Source organism: Peribacillus sp. Aquil_B1, assembly GCF_022603275.1.
Classification (GTDB): domain Bacteria; phylum Bacillota; class Bacilli; order Bacillales; family DSM-1321; genus Peribacillus.
Genome location: NZ_JAKXEE010000003.1, coordinates 161,696 through 178,993, shown reverse-complemented (window position 1 = coordinate 178,993; position 17,298 = coordinate 161,696). Strand labels below are relative to the sequence as shown.

Genomic DNA, 17,298 nt, shown 5'->3' with positions numbered 1-17,298 from the left:
AAAGCGGTGAAAAGTATGGAAGTCAAACCAAATGAAACTAAACAAATATCTCCCTTTTTTGTTTTTTTCCTCATGCCCGGCATGCAGATTGGAGTAGGGATATTGGGGTTTGAACGGATCATAGCGAAAGAGGCTGGCCAAGACGCATGGATATCGGTCCTCACATCAGGGTTGATCATAAATGTTCTGCTTTGGATGTGTTTCAGGCTTTTAGGCAGGGGTCCACAAACAATTGACTTGGTCGCCATCCACAAGGATTTGTTTGGTAAATGGGTCGGAAATGCTTTCAATATTTTATTCATCCTCTACTTTATAATGATCTCCATCATTCTTATCAGGACTTATTTAGAAGTCATTCAGGTTTGGATGTTCCCTGGTGTCAATGTCCTGATGTTAATAACCATCATTCTTATTCTCGTGTATAGTTTTGTGGAGGGGGGGTTCAGGGTCATAACTGGTTTTTGCATAATCGGGCTTATTATCGGATCGCCATTATTCCTTTTGATCTATTTCCCATTGAAGTATGCCCACTTTGAAAATTTGGGTCCTTTTCTTGATCATTCCTTTTTGGAAATCATGAAGGCCTGTAAGAAAATGACCCTGAATTACCTTGGTTTTGAATTACTCCTCATTTATTATCCATTCATTAAAAATCGGGAAAAATCTCAAAAGTGGGCCCACTTAGGGTCGTTGTTTACTATGTCGATTTATTTAGTATCCATTATTGTTTCATTAGCTTACTATCATCAAGATCAACTGAAAGATGTAATCTGGGCAACTCTGACGTTATGGAAAATCGTAGACCTTCCATTCATTGAACGGTTCGAATACATAGGGATTTCCGTTTGGCTGTTCATGGTGCTGCCGAATGTTTGCATAGGGGTTTGGGCAGCAAGCAGGACAGCGAAAAGAGTATTTGGATTTAGACAGAAAAAGATGTTGGTCTTGATTCTGTTAATCATTTTAGTTTCCTGCATTTTATTGGATAACCGCTATAGAATCGATAAGTTTAACACGATCAGTTCGGAAATTGGTTTTTATATCGTTTATTTGTATCTTCCTCTCTTATTCATATGGCAGTCGATTGTCTATAAATTCAAGGGGCATAAATCATGAAAATCCGACTTCTTTTTATAACATTGGCAGGTATCTTGATGACGGCTTGCGGCGTGGAAAAACAAATATTAGAAGATATTTTAATCGCTGAAGTCGTAGGTTATGATGATGCCGAAGACAAAAAAGTCAAAGGTACTGTCGTTGTCAGCGTTCCTCAGCCTGGTGAGGAAGCAAATCTAGGTAAAGAAGTATATGAAGCGGTCTCCCATGATATAAAGGCAGCCCGCCAGCAGGAAAATGCAAAAACACCATTCCCGATTGTCGGTGGGAGACTGACGGTCATTCTCTATGGTGAAGAATTGGCAAGCAAGGGGTTGAATGATTATGTCGATACATATAGGCGGGACCCAATGGTGGGAAGGGATTTGTATTTAGCGGTCGTTCATGGCAAAGCTGAGGATGTAGTTAAAATGGAGCCGAAGTTGATTAAAACTCCAGGGGTTCAAGTGAAAGAGCTGATCGAACAGAATATCAGGACTAATTTGCCTGATGCGGATCTCCACAGGTATTTATATGCGTGTCATGGTAAAGGAATCGACCCGGTCTTGCCCTTATTGGAAACGGCAGGGGACCAATTACGGATAAAAGGGATCGCCTTGTTTAAAAAAGACCGTTATATTGGTAAATATATTCCTTATGAGGAAGGGTTTTTATTTAAAGTCCTTAGTGAAAACTTTAAGCTGGGGAGTTATGAAATTAAATGGAAAGAAAATGACTTTACTGATATCAATAACGTGGTGTCACGTGTCCATTATCATATTTCGAATGCCAATCAAGACCCCAAGGTCAGGATTGAAGTGAAATTAAAGGCTAGTCTGCTGGAGGTCCAAGGCTATGACTTGGGTAAAGCCTTGGACCTGAATAAAATAGAGGCCAAGGCAGAGCATGTCATTGGTAAAAAATTAAATGAGATGGTAACCATGTTTCAGGAGAACAATATAGATCCGATTGCACTCGGTGATCACGCTAAAAGTAAAACAAGAAACTTTGATCAGACACATTGGGAGAAGGCATATCCCCATATTCCAATCGAGGTGGATCTGGATATTGAAATGATTCAAACGGGAATAGCTGAATAAAAGTAGAATATTCTGAAGTTTCCCCCTTTATAATAGGGGTATTGGTGTAATGATTATATCAATGCGGCTAAAAAGGGGGAAAGACATGGACAAAGCATGGTGGAAAGAAGCGGTTGTGTATCAAGTGTATCCGAGGAGTTTTATGGATAGTGATGGCGATGGGATAGGGGATATAAACGGGATTTTGATGAAGCTCGATTATTTACAAGAGCTGGGAGTGGACGTGATATGGCTATCCCCTGTTTATCAATCTCCCAATGATGATAATGGGTACGATATCAGTGATTATAAATCAATTATGACTGAATTCGGGACCATGGCAGATTTCGATAGGTTGTTGAACGCGGTTCATGAACGTGGAATGAAGATCATGATGGACCTGGTGGTCAACCATTCTTCAGATGAACATCCGTGGTTCAAGGAATCCCGATCCTCAAAAGATAATCCGAAACGTGATTATTATATTTGGAAGCCTGGCAGGAATGGAAAAGAACCAAATAATTGGGAGTCCATTTTTAAAGGTTCAGCATGGGAATATGATGAAGGAACCGATGAATATTATTTACATTTATTCAGCAGGAAACAACCGGATTTAAACTGGGAGAACCCTAAGCTCCGTGAAGAAATCTACAGCATCATGACTTGGTGGCTGGATAAAGGTGTCGATGGCTTCCGGATGGATGTCATCAACTTCCTTTCAAAAGATCAAAGCTATTCAGATGGAGCCGTTCATCATGAGAAGCAATATGGTGACGGAAGCCCGTTTTTCCTGAATGGCCCGCGCATACATGAGTTTTTGCAGGAAGTCAATCAGCGGGCACTTTCTGGATATGACGTGATTACGGTTGGGGAGATGCCAGGCGTCACACCGGAGGAAGCGCAATTGTTCACAGGTAAAGATCGTGATGAGCTACATATGGTCTTTCAATTCGAACATATGGATTTGGGGAGCGGACCAGAAGGGAAATGGAGCAACGATAAATGGAAGCTAACCGATTTAAAGCGAATTCTCTCCAAATGGCAGACTGGTTTGGAGGGGGATGGCTGGAACAGTTTATACTGGAACAATCATGATCAGCCCCGGGTTGTCTCAAGGTTTGGTCATGATGGAAAGTATCGTATTGAAAGCGCTAAGATGCTTGCTGCTTGTCTTCATATGCTTCAGGGTACACCTTATATATATCAAGGGGAAGAGCTTGGCATGACCAATGTTGCATTTGAGGGCATCGATGAATACCGGGATATCGAAACATTGAATTCATATGACGAACTCGTCAATTCTCATGGCTGGTCAAAAGAGCGGATGATGTCAGCCATCCACGCCCGCAGCCGGGATAATGCGAGAACACCGATTCAGTGGAATGACTCCCGGAACGCAGGATTCACGCAAGGGACTCCTTGGATTAAGGTTAATCCCAATTTTCCCGAGATTAATGCAGAAAAGGCCTACAATGATCACAATTCCATTTTTCATTTTTATAAAAAGCTTATCCAATTACGCAAGGAACATGATATCGTCGTTTATGGCCGTTTTGAATTGCTGTTGCCGGATGATGAACGAATATTTGCCTACACGAGGTCATTTGAAGAAGAAAAGCTGTTGGTGCTATGCAACTTTAAAGAAGAGCAGGCTCCCTATACTTTGCCTGAAGAGCTGCATGCATATTCTGCCACAAGGCTGATCGGGAATTATGATCAGGAGGAAGAAGGAATCTCAAGCAAACCCCTGCAACCATATGAATGCCGTGTTTATCATTTGAAATGAAAAAAGGACCTGTTCTTCTCCGATTAGGGAAGAACAGGTCCTTTGCGTATTATTTTGATTTAAGATCACATTCCTCAAGGGGAATGATTTTCGTTTTATGCTTAATTTTATAGCCGAACCATAGGACGAAAAATAGAATCAAGCCAATGTAGGAAACGAACATTGAATTCCAGTCAATCCCATCGCTGCTGAAAGCCTGATAGCCTTGTCCGATGATAATGATCATACAAAGGACAAGTGCGAATATAGGCCCGAATGGGAAGCCTTTTGCACGGAATGGTAAATCATTGATATCAAGTCCTTGTGCAGCGTAGGCTTTGCGGAACCGATAATGGGCAATCGCAATCCCTACCCAGGTGACGAATCCAGCCATGCCTGAAGCATTCAATAACCAGATATAAACGACGCCATCACCGAAAAATGAAGCTAAGAATGCAACGCAGCCAACTAATGAAGTCACGATAAGTGCATTCACAGGTACGCCTCTTTTATCTAATTTTCCTAGGAATTTCGGTGCTTTCCCGTCACGTGCCAGGTCCCATAGCATACGGGTTGAAGCGTACATGCCAGAGTTACCTGCAGAGAGTACGGATGATAAAATGATCGCGTTCATGATGGATGCAGCAAAGGCAAGGCCGGCACGTTCAAATACAAGCGTGAATGGACTTACGGCAACATCTTGACTCAATAAACGTGAATCCGTAAACGGAATGATCATTCCAATAACGAAAATTGCAAGGATATAGAACAAGAGGATGCGCCAGAAAACGGATCTGATCGCTTTAGGGATATTTTTTTCTGGATCTTCACTTTCACCAGCAGTCACTCCAAGCAATTCCGTTCCTTGGAATGAAAAGCCGGCAGCCATGAATACGCCAAGAATCGTGAAGAACCCTCCGTTAAAGGGACCTTCGCCCATTGTGAAATTGGAAAAACCAATTGGGTCATTCCCACCCATGATTCCGAGAATGATCAGTACACCCGTAATCAAGAATATGACGACTGTCACGACCTTGATCATGGCAAACCAGAATTCCGTTTCCCCGAAACCTTTAACTGACATGTAATTGATAAGAAACATAGTGATTAACGCAATGGCACTCCAGATAAACGAAGGGCTATCCGGGAACCAGAACTTCATAATTAAGACAACGGCAGCCAATTCGGCGGCAATGGTGATTGCCCAGTTATACCAGTAGTTCCAACCAATCGCAAAACCGAAAGACGGATCGACGAACTTGGATGCATAGACACGGAACGAACCTGCCACCGGCATGAACGCTGCCATTTCTGCAAGACTTGTCATTAAGTAATAAACCATGATGCCGATGACCGCGTATGCCACCAAGGCACCGCCGGGTCCGGCTGAATGAATGGCACCGCCACTTGCTAAAAATAAACCTGTTCCAATCGTTCCACCTAATGAAATCATCATTAAATGACGCGCTTTCAGGCTCCTTTTCAGTTCAGTAGGGCTTGATGCTGATTGTGAATTTGACAATTGATGTTACACTCCTTTTTATTGGAAGGGAACGAAAAATAAAAAACAGCAGTCGAAAAAGATCGACGGCTGTTTATAATAAACCCGTTTATCCTTCCGAAGATAGCTCCCCACGCTTTTTGAAAAAACGTGACAGTGGTGTTCCTGTTCGGTAACACCGCCAGCAAGAATATACATGGAATATACCCTAACTTCGGCAACTTATCCTTTCAAACGGAGTCTTTAATTTTCCAGAATCTCGTCCGTTTTACTTTTATAAGCTGCAGCCTCTAACTCATCGGTAAATGAGGAAGTATTCAATTTTCTAATATCGTTGCGCCAGTTTGTAAGTGACGTCGGACGATTGTACTCATGAATTGCATGCAAACGTAAATAGATTGCTAGTAATTGAGTAAACTTTACTATATTAAAATTATAAAATAACTTCTGGGATATCGCAATGGTTATTTTATGTGGTTATTTTTTCCTAGTAAATGAAAGATTCGAGTGATGGTATACCAAAATAAAGCATCCTGATAACTAAACGGTACTCCTTTTTATAAGGGCATAGTCCAGTTTTACATGTTTGACCACTTCAGGATTCTCAAATAGATCCACTGCCATTTTACCAATCCACTCCAGTGGCAAGGAAATGGTTGTGATGTCAAGCATTTCACTCAGGCTATCATTATTGAAGCCGAGAATGGCCACATCATCCGGTACCCTTGTACCCGATTTCTTAGCGGTAAGAATGAAGCCTGCCGCCGTGTCATCATTCGTGATGATGAGAGCTTCAGGTTTGTCCATCATTGAATTCCAATCCTGAAACAATTGTTCACCGTCTTTGATGTGATAACTGCCTTCAAACAGCCATTCCTTGTTGTTTATCAGTTTATGTTTTCTAATGATATCGTTAAAGGCCTTTGTACGATGGGAACTATTTCTGCTCTTTTTACGGCCGAGGCTGTATCCGATTTTCTTATATCCTTTAGCAATTACGTACTCAAGGGCACAGGAGAAAGCGGCATAATGATCAATACTGATGGATGAGAATTCGGCCTGGGCTGTATCTTCACATAAAATAATCGGTCCGTATTTTTGATAATCCAAGAGGATTTTCATTTCCGAAATCCTTGAACAAACGATGATGCCATCGAGCTGCTTCATTTGCAGCATATTAAAAGCCTGGATTTCTTTCTCTCTGTCATAATTTGTTTGAAAGATGACGATATGACAGCCGATTGCATTTGCCTGTTTAGTGATTCCGTTAACGATTGCTCCGTAATATGGATGATTGTTGAAGGGGATGATGATGCCGATAAGATTGGTCTTGCCTTTTGAAAGATGAATGGCGTTAATGTTTCTCGTATAATTCAAACGATCGATCGCTTCTAAGACGCTCTTTCTTTTATCGGGGCTTACATATGGATGATCATTCAATACACGAGATACGGTTGAGACAGATACACCGGCACATTGAGCTATTTCTTTAATATTTGTCATGGTATCACCGTTTTTTCTTTTTATATATTGTACAGTATGAAACCCATTTCAGGGCAAGAGTTCAGAGTGAGCATGCTGAAGATTTCTTCAAATAAGGTCTTGTTCTGGTATTGGTTTCATCCTTTAAGATTGGTATAAGTCTTAGAGGAGGAGGAGATCATGATGTTCCAAACCTTAATCACCCTGTTTGTGCTTTGTGGAATTGAATTGGGATTTGCGTACTTGGCAGTTTCCCTGAAACAGGAAAAATGAGTGGCAATGCACTTGAATTCGTGAGATCCGCACATTTACTCGTGAATTTTACGTCGTCCCGAAATAGTCCCCATGGTTTATATTCACCATAAAAACTCCACAATATAAATATAACTTCATTGTTACGTTTCATGTTCGGAAAAACTGACTGTCAGAGAGCTCTCCAGTGGAGATTCCTGACAGTTTTTGCTGTGCGTAAAAATCATTCGTCTTTTTGTTAATGTTTGAAAAATAGTTGCACTTTTTTCGTATAATTGTGTATAGTATAAAATAAGTTGTATAGAGGAAACTTTTTAGCATTTACGACAATGTAAAAAAATTTACACTTAATTTTGCATTCGGCAAACATTTTTAGGGAAATGAAAAAGGGGAGGGATTATGATGGGTTTTCTAAAATCCATTGGGGGCGTTCTTGCTGCAATGCTGATTTTAACGGGGTGCGGCAATGACACGACCGAACAGGATAAGGACAATGGCAAATTGAACGTAGTTGCTACGACAGGAATGATAGGGGACTTGGTGGAGAATATTGGCGGTAAACATGTCGAGGTCACTAGTTTAATGGGACCCGGAGTGGATCCCCATCTTTATAAAGCAACACAGGGTGATGTGGAGACTTTGGATTCGGCCGATATGATTTTTTATAACGGTGTGCACCTTGAAGGGAAAATGACGGATATCTTTGAAATGATGAGCAAGGATAAACCGACAATTGCCGTAACGGAGGACTTCAAGGAGAACCAGCTTCGCAAAGTGAGTGCAACGGAACATGATCCACATGTATGGTTTGATGTAAAGCTTTGGATCGTTGCGGCGGAGGCAGTCAAGAAAGAATTGATTGCCAATGATCAGGAACATGAAGCAGAGTATCGTGAAAATTATGAGGAGTACGTTCTGCAATTGGAGGAACTTGATAAATATGTTCAAGAGGAAATTAATAAAATACCGGAAGATCAACGGGTTCTCGTAACAGCACATGATGCTTTTGGATACTACGGGCAGTCATATGGCCTGGACGTAAGAGGTCTCCAAGGGATCAATACTTTATCGGAATATGGATCAAAAGATGTGACGGATATGCGGAATTATCTTGTGGAGAACAAAATAAAAGCGATTTTCATTGAGTCAAGCGTACCAAGGAAGGCTATCGAGGCTGTCATTCAAGGAGCGGGTAAGCAGGGGCACAAAGTGGAAATCGGCGGGGAATTGTTCTCGGATGCAATGGGTGAAAAAGGGACGGAAGAAGGAACGTATATCGGAATGGTCCGTCATAATACCGACACCATCGTCCGTGCATTGAAATAGGGGGGAGAAACTATGAATCAAGCAGCTTTGAAGGTCGAAGGTTTAACGATTGCTTATCATAAGAAGCCGGTTGTCGAAGATGTCTCGTTTGAGGTGCCGGAAGGAAATTTAATTGGTATCATAGGCCCCAATGGAGCAGGGAAGTCCACTTTGATAAAGGGAATACTCGAATTGATTCCGAAAATATCGGGGCAAATCACAATAAAGGGTTCTACTTATAAATCGATGAGGAAGAGTATCGGGTATGTACCACAGCGGGAGTCAGTGGATTGGGATTTTCCGACCAACGCACTCGATGTCGTGATGATGGGCAGATATGGTCATCTCGGATGGCTGAAGCGGCCAGGTAAGTCCGAAAGGCAGAAGGGGATGGAGTGCCTGGAAAAGGTGGGGATGGCTGAATATGCTAACCGCCAAATCAGCCAGCTATCAGGCGGACAGCAGCAACGGATATTCCTGGCCCGTGCATTGGCACAGGAAGCGGATATTTATTTTATGGATGAACCGTTCGTAGGAGTGGATGCCGCAACGGAGAAAGCAATCATACAATTGCTGATGGAATTGAAGGAAAAAGGCAAAACCGTTCTGGTTGTGCACCATGACCTATCTACCGTGAAGGAATATTTCGACTGGACGATGTTATTGAATAAAAAGGTGATGAAAATAGGTCCGACAGAAGAAGTGTTCATTCCCGAATACTTACAGGAAACATATGGAGGCCGCCTAGCGATACTATCAGACACAAAGTCCGGCCTTTTATTAAAATGAGGTGCACACGATGAACATACTGGATATTATTACTGATCCAAATACAAGGTGGATATTGCTTGGCACGATGTTCCTCGGATTAAGCAGCGGGGTCATCGGCAGCTTTGCCTACCTCAGAAAGCAGTCTTTGCTTGGTGACACGCTCGCACATGCAGCATTACCAGGTATCTGTGTAGCCTTTATGTTAACTGGAGTGAAATCCACTTCCTACTTTCTGATAGGTGCGGCCCTAGCTGGCTTAGTGGCTGTTTTCTTGATCAGTGTGCTTACGAGATACAGCAAGATTAAGCAGGATGCAGCCTTGGGAATTGTCTTATCCTCCTTCTTTGGCTTCGGAATTGTCATGCTTACGCAGATCCAGCAGAGCGAGTATGGAAACCAGAGTGGTTTGGATACGTTTTTATTCGGGCAGACGGCGTCAATGGTCATGTCCGATGTGTATATGATGATGACGGTTTCCTTTATTCTCATTTTCACTTGTACCGTATTTTTTAAAGAATTCAAATTACTGTCCTTTGACCCTGGGTTTGCTAAGGGGATGGGATTGCCGGTTGTTTTTCTGGATTATTTCATCATGATGCTGATCGTGGCAGCTGTAGTGATCGGTATCCAGGCTGTAGGCGTCGTATTGATGGCATCTTTACTGATCACGCCTGCGGTTTCTGCCAGGTATTGGACGGAGCGGCTGCATATCATGATCATCCTGTCTGGTATATTCGGTATGTTGAGCGGTGTTTCTGGAACGTTGATCAGTACATCGGTCAATGATTTGCCAACAGGACCGTTAATTGTCTTATCCGCGACGGTATGGTTTTTCTTCTCCATGCTTTTTGCTCCTAAACGCGGAGTGCTTTCATCTGTATGGAGAAGGGTGTCGACGAAAAAGAAATATTCTCTCGAACAGGATAGAAGGAAAGGGAGCCACACATCATGAATGATTTTTGGATTATATTAGTCGGGGCATTGGTGGCGGGTTCTTGCAGTGTAGTAGGATGTTTTTTGATAGTCAGGAAAATGACATTGATTGGGGATGCCATCAGTCATTCCGTTTTGCCGGGTATCGTATTGGCGTTTTTAATAACCGGGACTCGTGACTCCGTTCCAATGTTGATCGGGGCTGCTGCGCTCGGCTTGCTTACCGTATTCTTGATCCAGCTTTTCCAATCGTCGGGCGTTCAATCCGACGCGGCGATCGGGATTGTATTCACTTCCCTTTTTGCAACGGGGATCGTACTCGTGAGCCTGTATACGCAACAAATAGATTTTGACCTTGAACATGTCCTTTATGGCGAAATAGCCTATACTCCCTGGAACACGATGACAATCGCGGGAATCGAGGCTGGACCAAAAGCTGTTTGGATAGTCGGCAGTTGTTTTATCCTGAACCTCATACTGATCTTCCTTTTCTTCAAACAGTTTAAACTCGTTTCTTTTGATCCATCACTTGCGGCTGCAATGGGGATTCCTGTACTGTTTTTCCATTACTTATTGATGAGCCTCATTTCACTGACAACTGTAGCTTCTTTTGATAGTGTAGGCTCCATTTTAGTAGTTGGAATGCTCATCATACCAGCGGCAACGGCTTATCTTCTGTCAGACCGTTTAAGCAGCATGATATTGGTCAGTATCGGGGTCGGGGTGCTAAGTTCCATCATCGGCTACTATTCAGCCACCATTTTGGATGCCTCGATATCAGGCTGCATGGTGGGTTCGGCCGCCATATTATTCGGATTGGCCTTTCTCTTTTCCCCAAGCCATGGATTGGTCAGCCTATTGCTGAAACGGAGAAAATCAAAGGAATCACATGCATAACTCTCCCTGCCTACAGGCTTCATGGAAATAACTCCATGAAGCCTGTAAACTATTCTTCTATATAGTTGTGATTTTATTTGTTTAAAGTATAATGAATAAGTGTATTTATAGATATATCGCAGGAGCCTTTTTAAGGGAGAGTTAAGTATGGAAGAACAAAATAAATTTTCATCACGAATAGATTTTTCTTTGGTCACAATATTGCTGTTATTATGCGTCGGAAGTTGCTTAGCAATCTATAGTGCCCAAACGACTGGACAGTACGCTGAAAACTTCTTAATTAAACAAATTTTTTGGTATATAGTTGGAATCGGAATCGTCTTAGGTTTCATCACCTTGGATTCGGATCAGTTGAAAAAAATATCTTGGTACGCGTATGGATTCGGATTGTTTTTGCTTTTTTTGCTGATCATTATGCCGGAAAGCATCGTTCCTGTCCGGAATGGTGCAAAAAGTTGGTTCATCATTCCGGGAATCGGTTCGATTCAGCCATCGGAATTCATGAAGGTTTTCCTGATTTTGGCTCTAGCCAATGTCATATCGAACCATCATCTCAAAAACACGCTGAAAACGATTCAAACGGATATCTGGCTGCTAATTAAGATCGGTCTTGTGACCGGTGCGCCCTTATTGTTAATCATGCAACAGCCGGATTTGGGTACCTCGCTTGTCATCATGTCAATCATGCTCGGAATGATTTTCATATCAGGGGTAACATGGAAGATCCTGCTGCCGATCGTTTCGGGAGGAATTGTCGTCGCTTCAACGGTCCTGTACTTTGTACTTTGGAAGCCGGAAATCCTGGAAAAATACCTAGGGGTAAAATCCTATCAATTCGGCCGTATCTATTCTTGGCTGGATCCATATAATTATGCCAGCTCCGAAGGGTATCACTTAACCAAGTCCTTACTGGCCATCGGCTCCGGCCAGACCACAGGCAAGGGAATCGGCTCGAGGGAAGTGTATTTGCCCGAGAGTCATTCGGATTTCATTTTCAGCATCATCGGTGAAGAATTCGGCTTCATCGGATCAAGTATCATTATTTCCTTGTTTTTCCTATTAATTTACCATATAACAAAAACGGGAATGGACACGAAAAATAACTTCTATACATATATCTGTGTTGGCGTTATAAGCATGTTGACGTTTCACGTTTTTCAAAATATCGGCATGACTGTAGGCCTTTTGCCGATAACGGGGATTCCGCTTCCATTTGTCAGTTATGGAGGAAGCTCGCTCATGGGGAACATGATGGCCATGGGCTTAATATTCAGCATTCGGTATCACTATAAGAAGTATATGTTTTCAACGGATATCTAAATATAAAGCCGGCCCCCGATGGGCCGGCTTTCGTTGTGTGGAACTTGTTCTCCGTAGCGATCTTTAAATAATCTGTTACAACAGATTTATATCTTTATAGCGACGCTCGCTTTTTTCAAAGGTAATCATTTCAAGTAAATCTCGCTGAATAGAATGATTTTTAGAAAGCAACATTATTACTTCAAGTTTTAAGGAGGCTCCCGGACCGCCCGCGGAAAGCGAGTGACTGGAGTGGAAATCTAACGTTTAAATTGTACAAATCCTAATAAAACAGCAGACAGTTTGAAAGCCGGCCCCCGATAGGCCGGCTTTATTTGTAGCAAAAAAACAAAAGGAGCAGAATCCTCTCCCCTGAATGTTTTTTTATTGAATGTTCGTTCCAGATGGGAATTGATTTTTATAACCGGAAAATTGTTGATACGATTGGCCTAAGCTGGTAGCTTGCGCCTTTTCTAAACTATACCAGCCTTTTTCGAACATAAGGTTATAGAGTTCACGCTGCATCTCCTGATTTTCTTTGGAAATGGAGAAAATGTCTTGGAATAATGCTTGGTTACTCATTTCATGCAGGGCAACGGAAAGGGAGTTGCAAAAGTACTTTTCAGTTGAAAGCATATCATTTATAAAGTCCCTGTCATTCATTTGCGGTGTCTTTGCCACGGGAGATTCGGGATTTTGGACTTTGTTTTCATTGGGCATCAAGAACCCTCCTTTATTGATATTGTTGTTGACCCTGGTTTTGGTTCGGGTTCAAATGTTTCAAAATGGTATCGTAATGGCGTTGATGCATGAGTCCGCAGCGGTTTAACGCATCAATGATTTGCGGGTCCTTACATTGTGTGGCAAAAAAATGTGCTTTTTTAACCGCATTCAGATTCCATGCAAGCATATCAGTTAAGTATAGGCTATCTTTAACCGAAACCATTTCCGGCGGCTGTTTCATTAAGCCGGACGACTGCTGTTGGCTATTAAACGAATTTTGCTGTTCCATCATTCTGCCTCCTTAAGTGTTCTTTAAACGAGCTTAATTTTCCCTTCATGAAATTTTTTATTCTTGATTCTAAATATCTGAAAAATGAATTAAATGGTAAAATAATCTTGTGCATCTATTTTCCAAAATGATTTGGAGGGGAATGCAGATGGAAAGAATATTGAAAAATCTATTCCTTTTTTTATCAAAGAATAAAGCTATGACCAAGGCAGCGAAAAAATACGGGCTGCGGTTTGGTGCATCTCGTTTCGTGGCAGGAGAATCCTTGGATATGGCATGTAATGTGATTGCTGATCTTAACCGGAAAGGGCTTGCTGTCACCATTGATTATTTAGGTGAATTCATTGAAGATGAACAAGAAGCAGGGAAGATGGCAGATGAGTGCATCGAAGCTATCCGGATGATTGGCACAAATGAACTGGATTCACAGTTATCCCTGAAGCTGACCTCGATGGGCTTGGATGTGTCCGAACACGTCGTAATGAATAACATGCGGAGGATCTTGGAGGAAGCTAAAGTCCATAGTGTTTTCGTGACGCTTGATATGGAAGATTTTCCGCGCTGTCAGCCGACTTTGGATGTATTCAAAAACCTGAAGTCTGAATATAATGAATTGGGGACTGTCATTCAAGCTTATCTTTATCGGACTGAGAGGGATATTGAGGAGCTGGATGCATACCATCCGAATCTAAGACTTGTTAAAGGGGCTTATAAAGAACCGAGGGAAGTGGCTTTTCCCGACAAAAAAGATGTGGATGAGAATTTCAAGAAAATCATCAAGATGCATATGCAAAATGGCCATTACACAGCCGTTGCCACACATGATGATAAAATCATTGATTATACGAGGGACTTGGTCGAGGATCAGGGATTTCCCCGGGATTCCTTTGAATTTCAAATGTTATATGGGATCCGTACTGAAAAGCAGCTTGAACTTGCTAAAGAAGGATATAAGGTGAGGGTGTATGTTCCTTATGGTACGGATTGGTATGGATATTTCATGCGCCGCCTTGCGGAGAGACCGGCCAATATTGCTTTCGTTTTAAAAGGCCTATTCAAGAAATAGGAAGCGAGAGCCGCCCCGGATAAGGGACGGCTGCTCAAATTAAGAAGGATTATCTTTTGAACTGATTGTTCTGGCTGTTCACTTTATTGATTCCGTGTTGACGTTCAGCGCCAGGTCCGGCATTGCCTTTAACGCTTGCTGCGCTTACGGCTGCTTTAGAAGGGTTATCTTTACGCTTCATTATATAAGTCACCTCCTGCCCGGTTATTTTTTACTGAACGGAGGAGAAATAACCGAAAGAACTCGGAGAAAAAAATATTTTTTTTCCTGTTTAATCATTGCGGAATTTCCAAATATATTCTATATTAGTAATAAGAAAAAATATTCAAAATTTTTTTGAATTAAAAATGAATGAGCATTCATTCAATAAATTGCGTAAGGGGGATATGAACTTGGTTCGACAAATACGAAAGGCTGCTGTTCTAGGGTCAGGAGTTATGGGATCAGGGATTGCTGCACACCTTGCTAACATCGGCATTCCGACTTTATTATTGGATATTGTACCTCGTGAACTCACTGAGGATGAAAAGAAAAAGGGACTGACATTAGATAATAAACAAGTGCGTAACCGCATCAGCCAAACAGCGATTACGAAACTTTTAAAACAGAAACCAGCTCCGCTTTCGGCCAAGGGAAACATTGCGTTGATCGAGGCAGGAAACCTGGAAGATGATATAAGTCGTTTAAAGGATGTCGATTGGATCATCGAAGTGGTCGTTGAGAAGCTTGAGGTTAAGCAAAGTGTGTTCGCCCAGGTTGATCAGCATCGTAAACCAGGAAGCATCGTTTCATCGAATACCTCCGGAATTTCAATTGAAGCGATGGCAGAAGGCCGTTCGGAGGACTTTCAAAAGCATTTCCTGGGAACCCACTTCTTCAATCCGCCGCGTTATCTTAAATTGTTGGAGATCATCCCTACTAAGGCAACTTCACCAGAAGTGCTCGAATATATGAAACGATTTGGCGAAGATGTACTGGGAAAAGGTGTCGTCGAGGCCAAGGATACCCCTAACTTCATCGCAAACCGCATTGGAACTTATGGTTTATTGGTCACTCTGCGGGAAATGCAAAAAGGCGGATACAGTGTCGGTGAGGTCGATTCGGTTACAGGTCCGTTGATTGGAAGAGCAACTAGCGCGACTTTCCGGACACTTGATGTAGTTGGATTGGATACCTTTGCACATGTTGCCGGAAACGTATATGAACAGGTGGATGGAGAAGAAAAAGAAGTTTTCAAAATACCTGATTTCATGAATGAAATGCTTAAGAATGGGTGGCTTGGAAGCAAGTCAGGCCAAGGATTTTTCTTGAAAAAAGGAAAGGAAATCCTTGAACTGAATCCCGAAACCCTTGAATATGATGCACGAAAAAGATTAAAAACGCCTTCAGTCGAAATGGCTAAACAGGCCAAGGGCTTGGAAAATAAAATGAAAGCGCTTGTTTATAGCGAAGATCGTGCCGGCCAATTACTTTGGAATGTTCTGAATCCGGCGCTTGTGTATTCAGCCCAGCTGCTTGGAGACATCGCGGATGACATCGTGGCAATCGATCAAGCGATGAAATGGGGCTTCGGATGGTCTACAGGCCCATTTGAAACCTGGGATGCGATAGGTGTAGAAAAATCGGTAGCCCGAATGGAAGCGGAAGGCATCACCGTTCCGCAATGGGTGAAGAATATGCTCGCTAAAGGCATCACTTCTTTCTATAAAGAAGAAAATGGCATAGTTCACTATTATGATAATGGTGAATATAAGGAACTTGTCGAAAATCCTAAAGTGATCAATCTTAAAGCGATCAAGAAGCAAAAAGGCGTAATCAAGAAAAACAGTGGTGCAAGCTTGATGGATATTGGCGATGGAGTGGCTCTGCTTGAATTCACTTCACCAAATAATGCAATCGGCCTGGATATCATACAAATGATCAATGCGGCGGTCGACGAGGCGGAAGCGAATTTTAAAGGCTTGGTCATCGGAAACCAAGGAAAGAATTTCTGTGTCGGCGCTAATATTGCAATGATGCTGATGGAAGCGCAGGATGACAATATTTTTGAACTCGATATGGTCATCAGCCAATTCCAACAGGCGATGCTTAAAATTAAGTACAGTGCAGTCCCTGTAGTGGTTGCCCCGTTTAATATGACACTTGGCGGGGGTGCTGAAGTGTCCCTTCCGGCAGCGCGCATCCAGGCAACGACTGAAACGTATATGGGCCTAGTGGAACCTGGTGTAGGTTTAATCCCAGGCGGCGGCGGGACTAAAGAACTTTATGTGAAGACGTTGAGGAATATGCCGAAGGGCGTCGACTTCGACTTACAGAAAGTGGCCAACCAAGTATTTGAAACGGTCGCCATGGCAAAAGTTTCGACCTCCGCCGAGGAAGCGAGAGGGAACAATTTCCTTAATTCAGCGGATGGAATAAGCGTGAATGCGGATCATCAGCTATATGATGCGAAACAGGCGGTACTTTCCATGCATGAACAAGGTTATACCGCTCCGACCCGCACAAAGATTCCTGTCGTTGGTGAAACGGGATATGCCGCACTTCTATTAGGGGCGGAATCCATGCGCCTTTCAGGTTTCTTATCAGACCATGACCTTGTCATAGCCAAAGAGCTTGCATACGTCCTGGCAGGAGGAAAACTCCCATTTGGCACGGAAGTAGATGAACAGTATATTTTGAACCTGGAAAAACAGGCATTCCTAAAACTGATTTCGACTCCGAAATCGCAGGCAAGGATGCAGCATATGCTTGTTAAAGGCAAACCACTCCGTAATTGATGAATAGATGAAGAAATGGATAAAACGAGATCAATAGATTGATAGCTTAAAAATGAGTAAGGGG

At 42.5% G+C, this 17,298-nt stretch carries 15 protein-coding genes and 1 riboswitch; of the genes, 10 read left to right on the top strand and 5 right to left on the bottom strand.

The window, feature by feature from the left end; all coding sequences use genetic code 11:
- Positions 1–15 precede the first annotated feature (15 nt).
- The 3 genes from MPH60_RS19035 (at position 16) to MPH60_RS19025 (ending at position 3,960) form a co-directional block, all read left to right on the top strand.
- Positions 16–1,116 carry a GerAB/ArcD/ProY family transporter gene (locus MPH60_RS19035; RefSeq protein ID WP_241592837.1) on the top strand — a complete coding sequence of 367 codons (1,101 nt, stop codon included), beginning with the start codon at positions 16–18 and terminating at the stop codon, positions 1,114–1,116.
- Entirely contained in the window at positions 1,113–2,195 is a 1,083-nt protein-coding gene (locus MPH60_RS19030) for a Ger(x)C family spore germination protein (RefSeq protein ID WP_241592682.1), read from the top strand. Before MPH60_RS19035 ends, MPH60_RS19030 begins: the two co-directional genes overlap by 4 nt.
- Before the next feature lie 85 nt (positions 2,196–2,280).
- Positions 2,281–3,960: a glycoside hydrolase family 13 protein gene (locus MPH60_RS19025; RefSeq protein ID WP_241592683.1), complete on the top strand. Its 1,680-nt coding sequence runs from the start codon at positions 2,281–2,283 to the stop codon at positions 3,958–3,960.
- Positions 3,961–4,009: 49 nt separating this feature from the next.
- On the opposite strand, the gene MPH60_RS19020 is transcribed toward MPH60_RS19025, so the two are convergent.
- On the bottom strand, positions 4,010–5,461 hold the full coding sequence (locus MPH60_RS19020) for an amino acid permease (RefSeq protein ID WP_241592685.1): 1,452 nt from the start codon (positions 5,459–5,461) through the stop codon (positions 4,010–4,012).
- Between the two features lie 95 nt (positions 5,462–5,556).
- Positions 5,557–5,741: riboswitch (Lysine riboswitch) on the bottom strand.
- Between the two features lie 239 nt (positions 5,742–5,980).
- Positions 5,981–6,943 carry a LacI family DNA-binding transcriptional regulator gene (locus MPH60_RS19015; RefSeq protein WP_241592687.1) on the bottom strand — a complete coding sequence of 321 codons (963 nt, stop codon included), beginning with the start codon at positions 6,941–6,943 and terminating at the stop codon, positions 5,981–5,983.
- Between the two features lie 630 nt (positions 6,944–7,573).
- Here MPH60_RS19015 and MPH60_RS19010 point away from each other — a divergent pair.
- From MPH60_RS19010 to MPH60_RS18990, 5 genes are all read left to right on the top strand, one after another.
- Positions 7,574–8,500: a metal ABC transporter solute-binding protein, Zn/Mn family gene (locus tag MPH60_RS19010; RefSeq protein WP_241615856.1), complete on the top strand. Its 927-nt coding sequence runs from the start codon at positions 7,574–7,576 to the stop codon at positions 8,498–8,500.
- A 12-nt stretch (positions 8,501–8,512) separates the two neighbouring features.
- A complete protein-coding gene (locus MPH60_RS19005) occupies positions 8,513–9,268 on the top strand; it encodes a metal ABC transporter ATP-binding protein (RefSeq protein WP_241592691.1) in 756 nt (251 codons plus the stop codon).
- A 10-nt stretch (positions 9,269–9,278) separates the two neighbouring features.
- On the top strand, positions 9,279–10,202 hold the full coding sequence (locus tag MPH60_RS19000) for a metal ABC transporter permease (RefSeq protein WP_241592694.1): 924 nt from the start codon (positions 9,279–9,281) through the stop codon (positions 10,200–10,202).
- A complete protein-coding gene (locus MPH60_RS18995; RefSeq protein ID WP_245406377.1) occupies positions 10,199–11,080 on the top strand; it encodes a metal ABC transporter permease in 882 nt (293 codons plus the stop codon). Before MPH60_RS19000 ends, MPH60_RS18995 begins: the two co-directional genes overlap by 4 nt.
- 147 nt (positions 11,081–11,227) lie before the next feature.
- The gene (locus tag MPH60_RS18990; protein ID WP_048688186.1) at positions 11,228–12,400 is read left to right on the top strand and encodes an FtsW/RodA/SpoVE family cell cycle protein; all 1,173 of its coding nucleotides are present in this window, start codon (positions 11,228–11,230) and stop codon (positions 12,398–12,400) included.
- Between the two features lie 363 nt (positions 12,401–12,763).
- On the opposite strand, the gene MPH60_RS18985 is transcribed toward MPH60_RS18990, so the two are convergent.
- Together MPH60_RS18985 and MPH60_RS18980 are read right to left on the bottom strand one after the other, a co-directional pair.
- Positions 12,764–13,099, bottom strand: coding sequence for a spore coat protein (locus MPH60_RS18985; RefSeq protein ID WP_241592696.1), 336 nt, complete (start codon positions 13,097–13,099; stop codon positions 12,764–12,766).
- A 13-nt stretch (positions 13,100–13,112) separates the two neighbouring features.
- Positions 13,113–13,394, bottom strand: coding sequence for a hypothetical protein (locus MPH60_RS18980; protein ID WP_387549638.1), 282 nt, complete (start codon positions 13,392–13,394; stop codon positions 13,113–13,115).
- A 145-nt stretch (positions 13,395–13,539) separates the two neighbouring features.
- On the opposite strand from MPH60_RS18980, the gene MPH60_RS18975 reads away from it, so the two are divergent.
- Positions 13,540–14,457, top strand: coding sequence for a proline dehydrogenase family protein (locus MPH60_RS18975; RefSeq protein WP_241592699.1), 918 nt, complete (start codon positions 13,540–13,542; stop codon positions 14,455–14,457).
- Positions 14,458–14,506: 49 nt separating this feature from the next.
- Here MPH60_RS18975 and MPH60_RS18970 read toward each other — a convergent pair whose 3' ends face one another.
- A complete protein-coding gene (locus MPH60_RS18970; protein WP_072273724.1) occupies positions 14,507–14,641 on the bottom strand; it encodes a YuzL family protein in 135 nt (44 codons plus the stop codon).
- A gap of 208 nt (positions 14,642–14,849) precedes the next feature.
- Between MPH60_RS18970 and MPH60_RS18965 the strand changes: the two genes are divergently transcribed.
- Positions 14,850–17,234 (top strand): 3-hydroxyacyl-CoA dehydrogenase/enoyl-CoA hydratase family protein, encoded by a 2,385-nt coding sequence (locus tag MPH60_RS18965; protein WP_241592701.1) that lies wholly within the window; start codon positions 14,850–14,852, stop codon positions 17,232–17,234.
- The last annotated feature ends 64 nt before the right edge of the window (positions 17,235–17,298 follow it).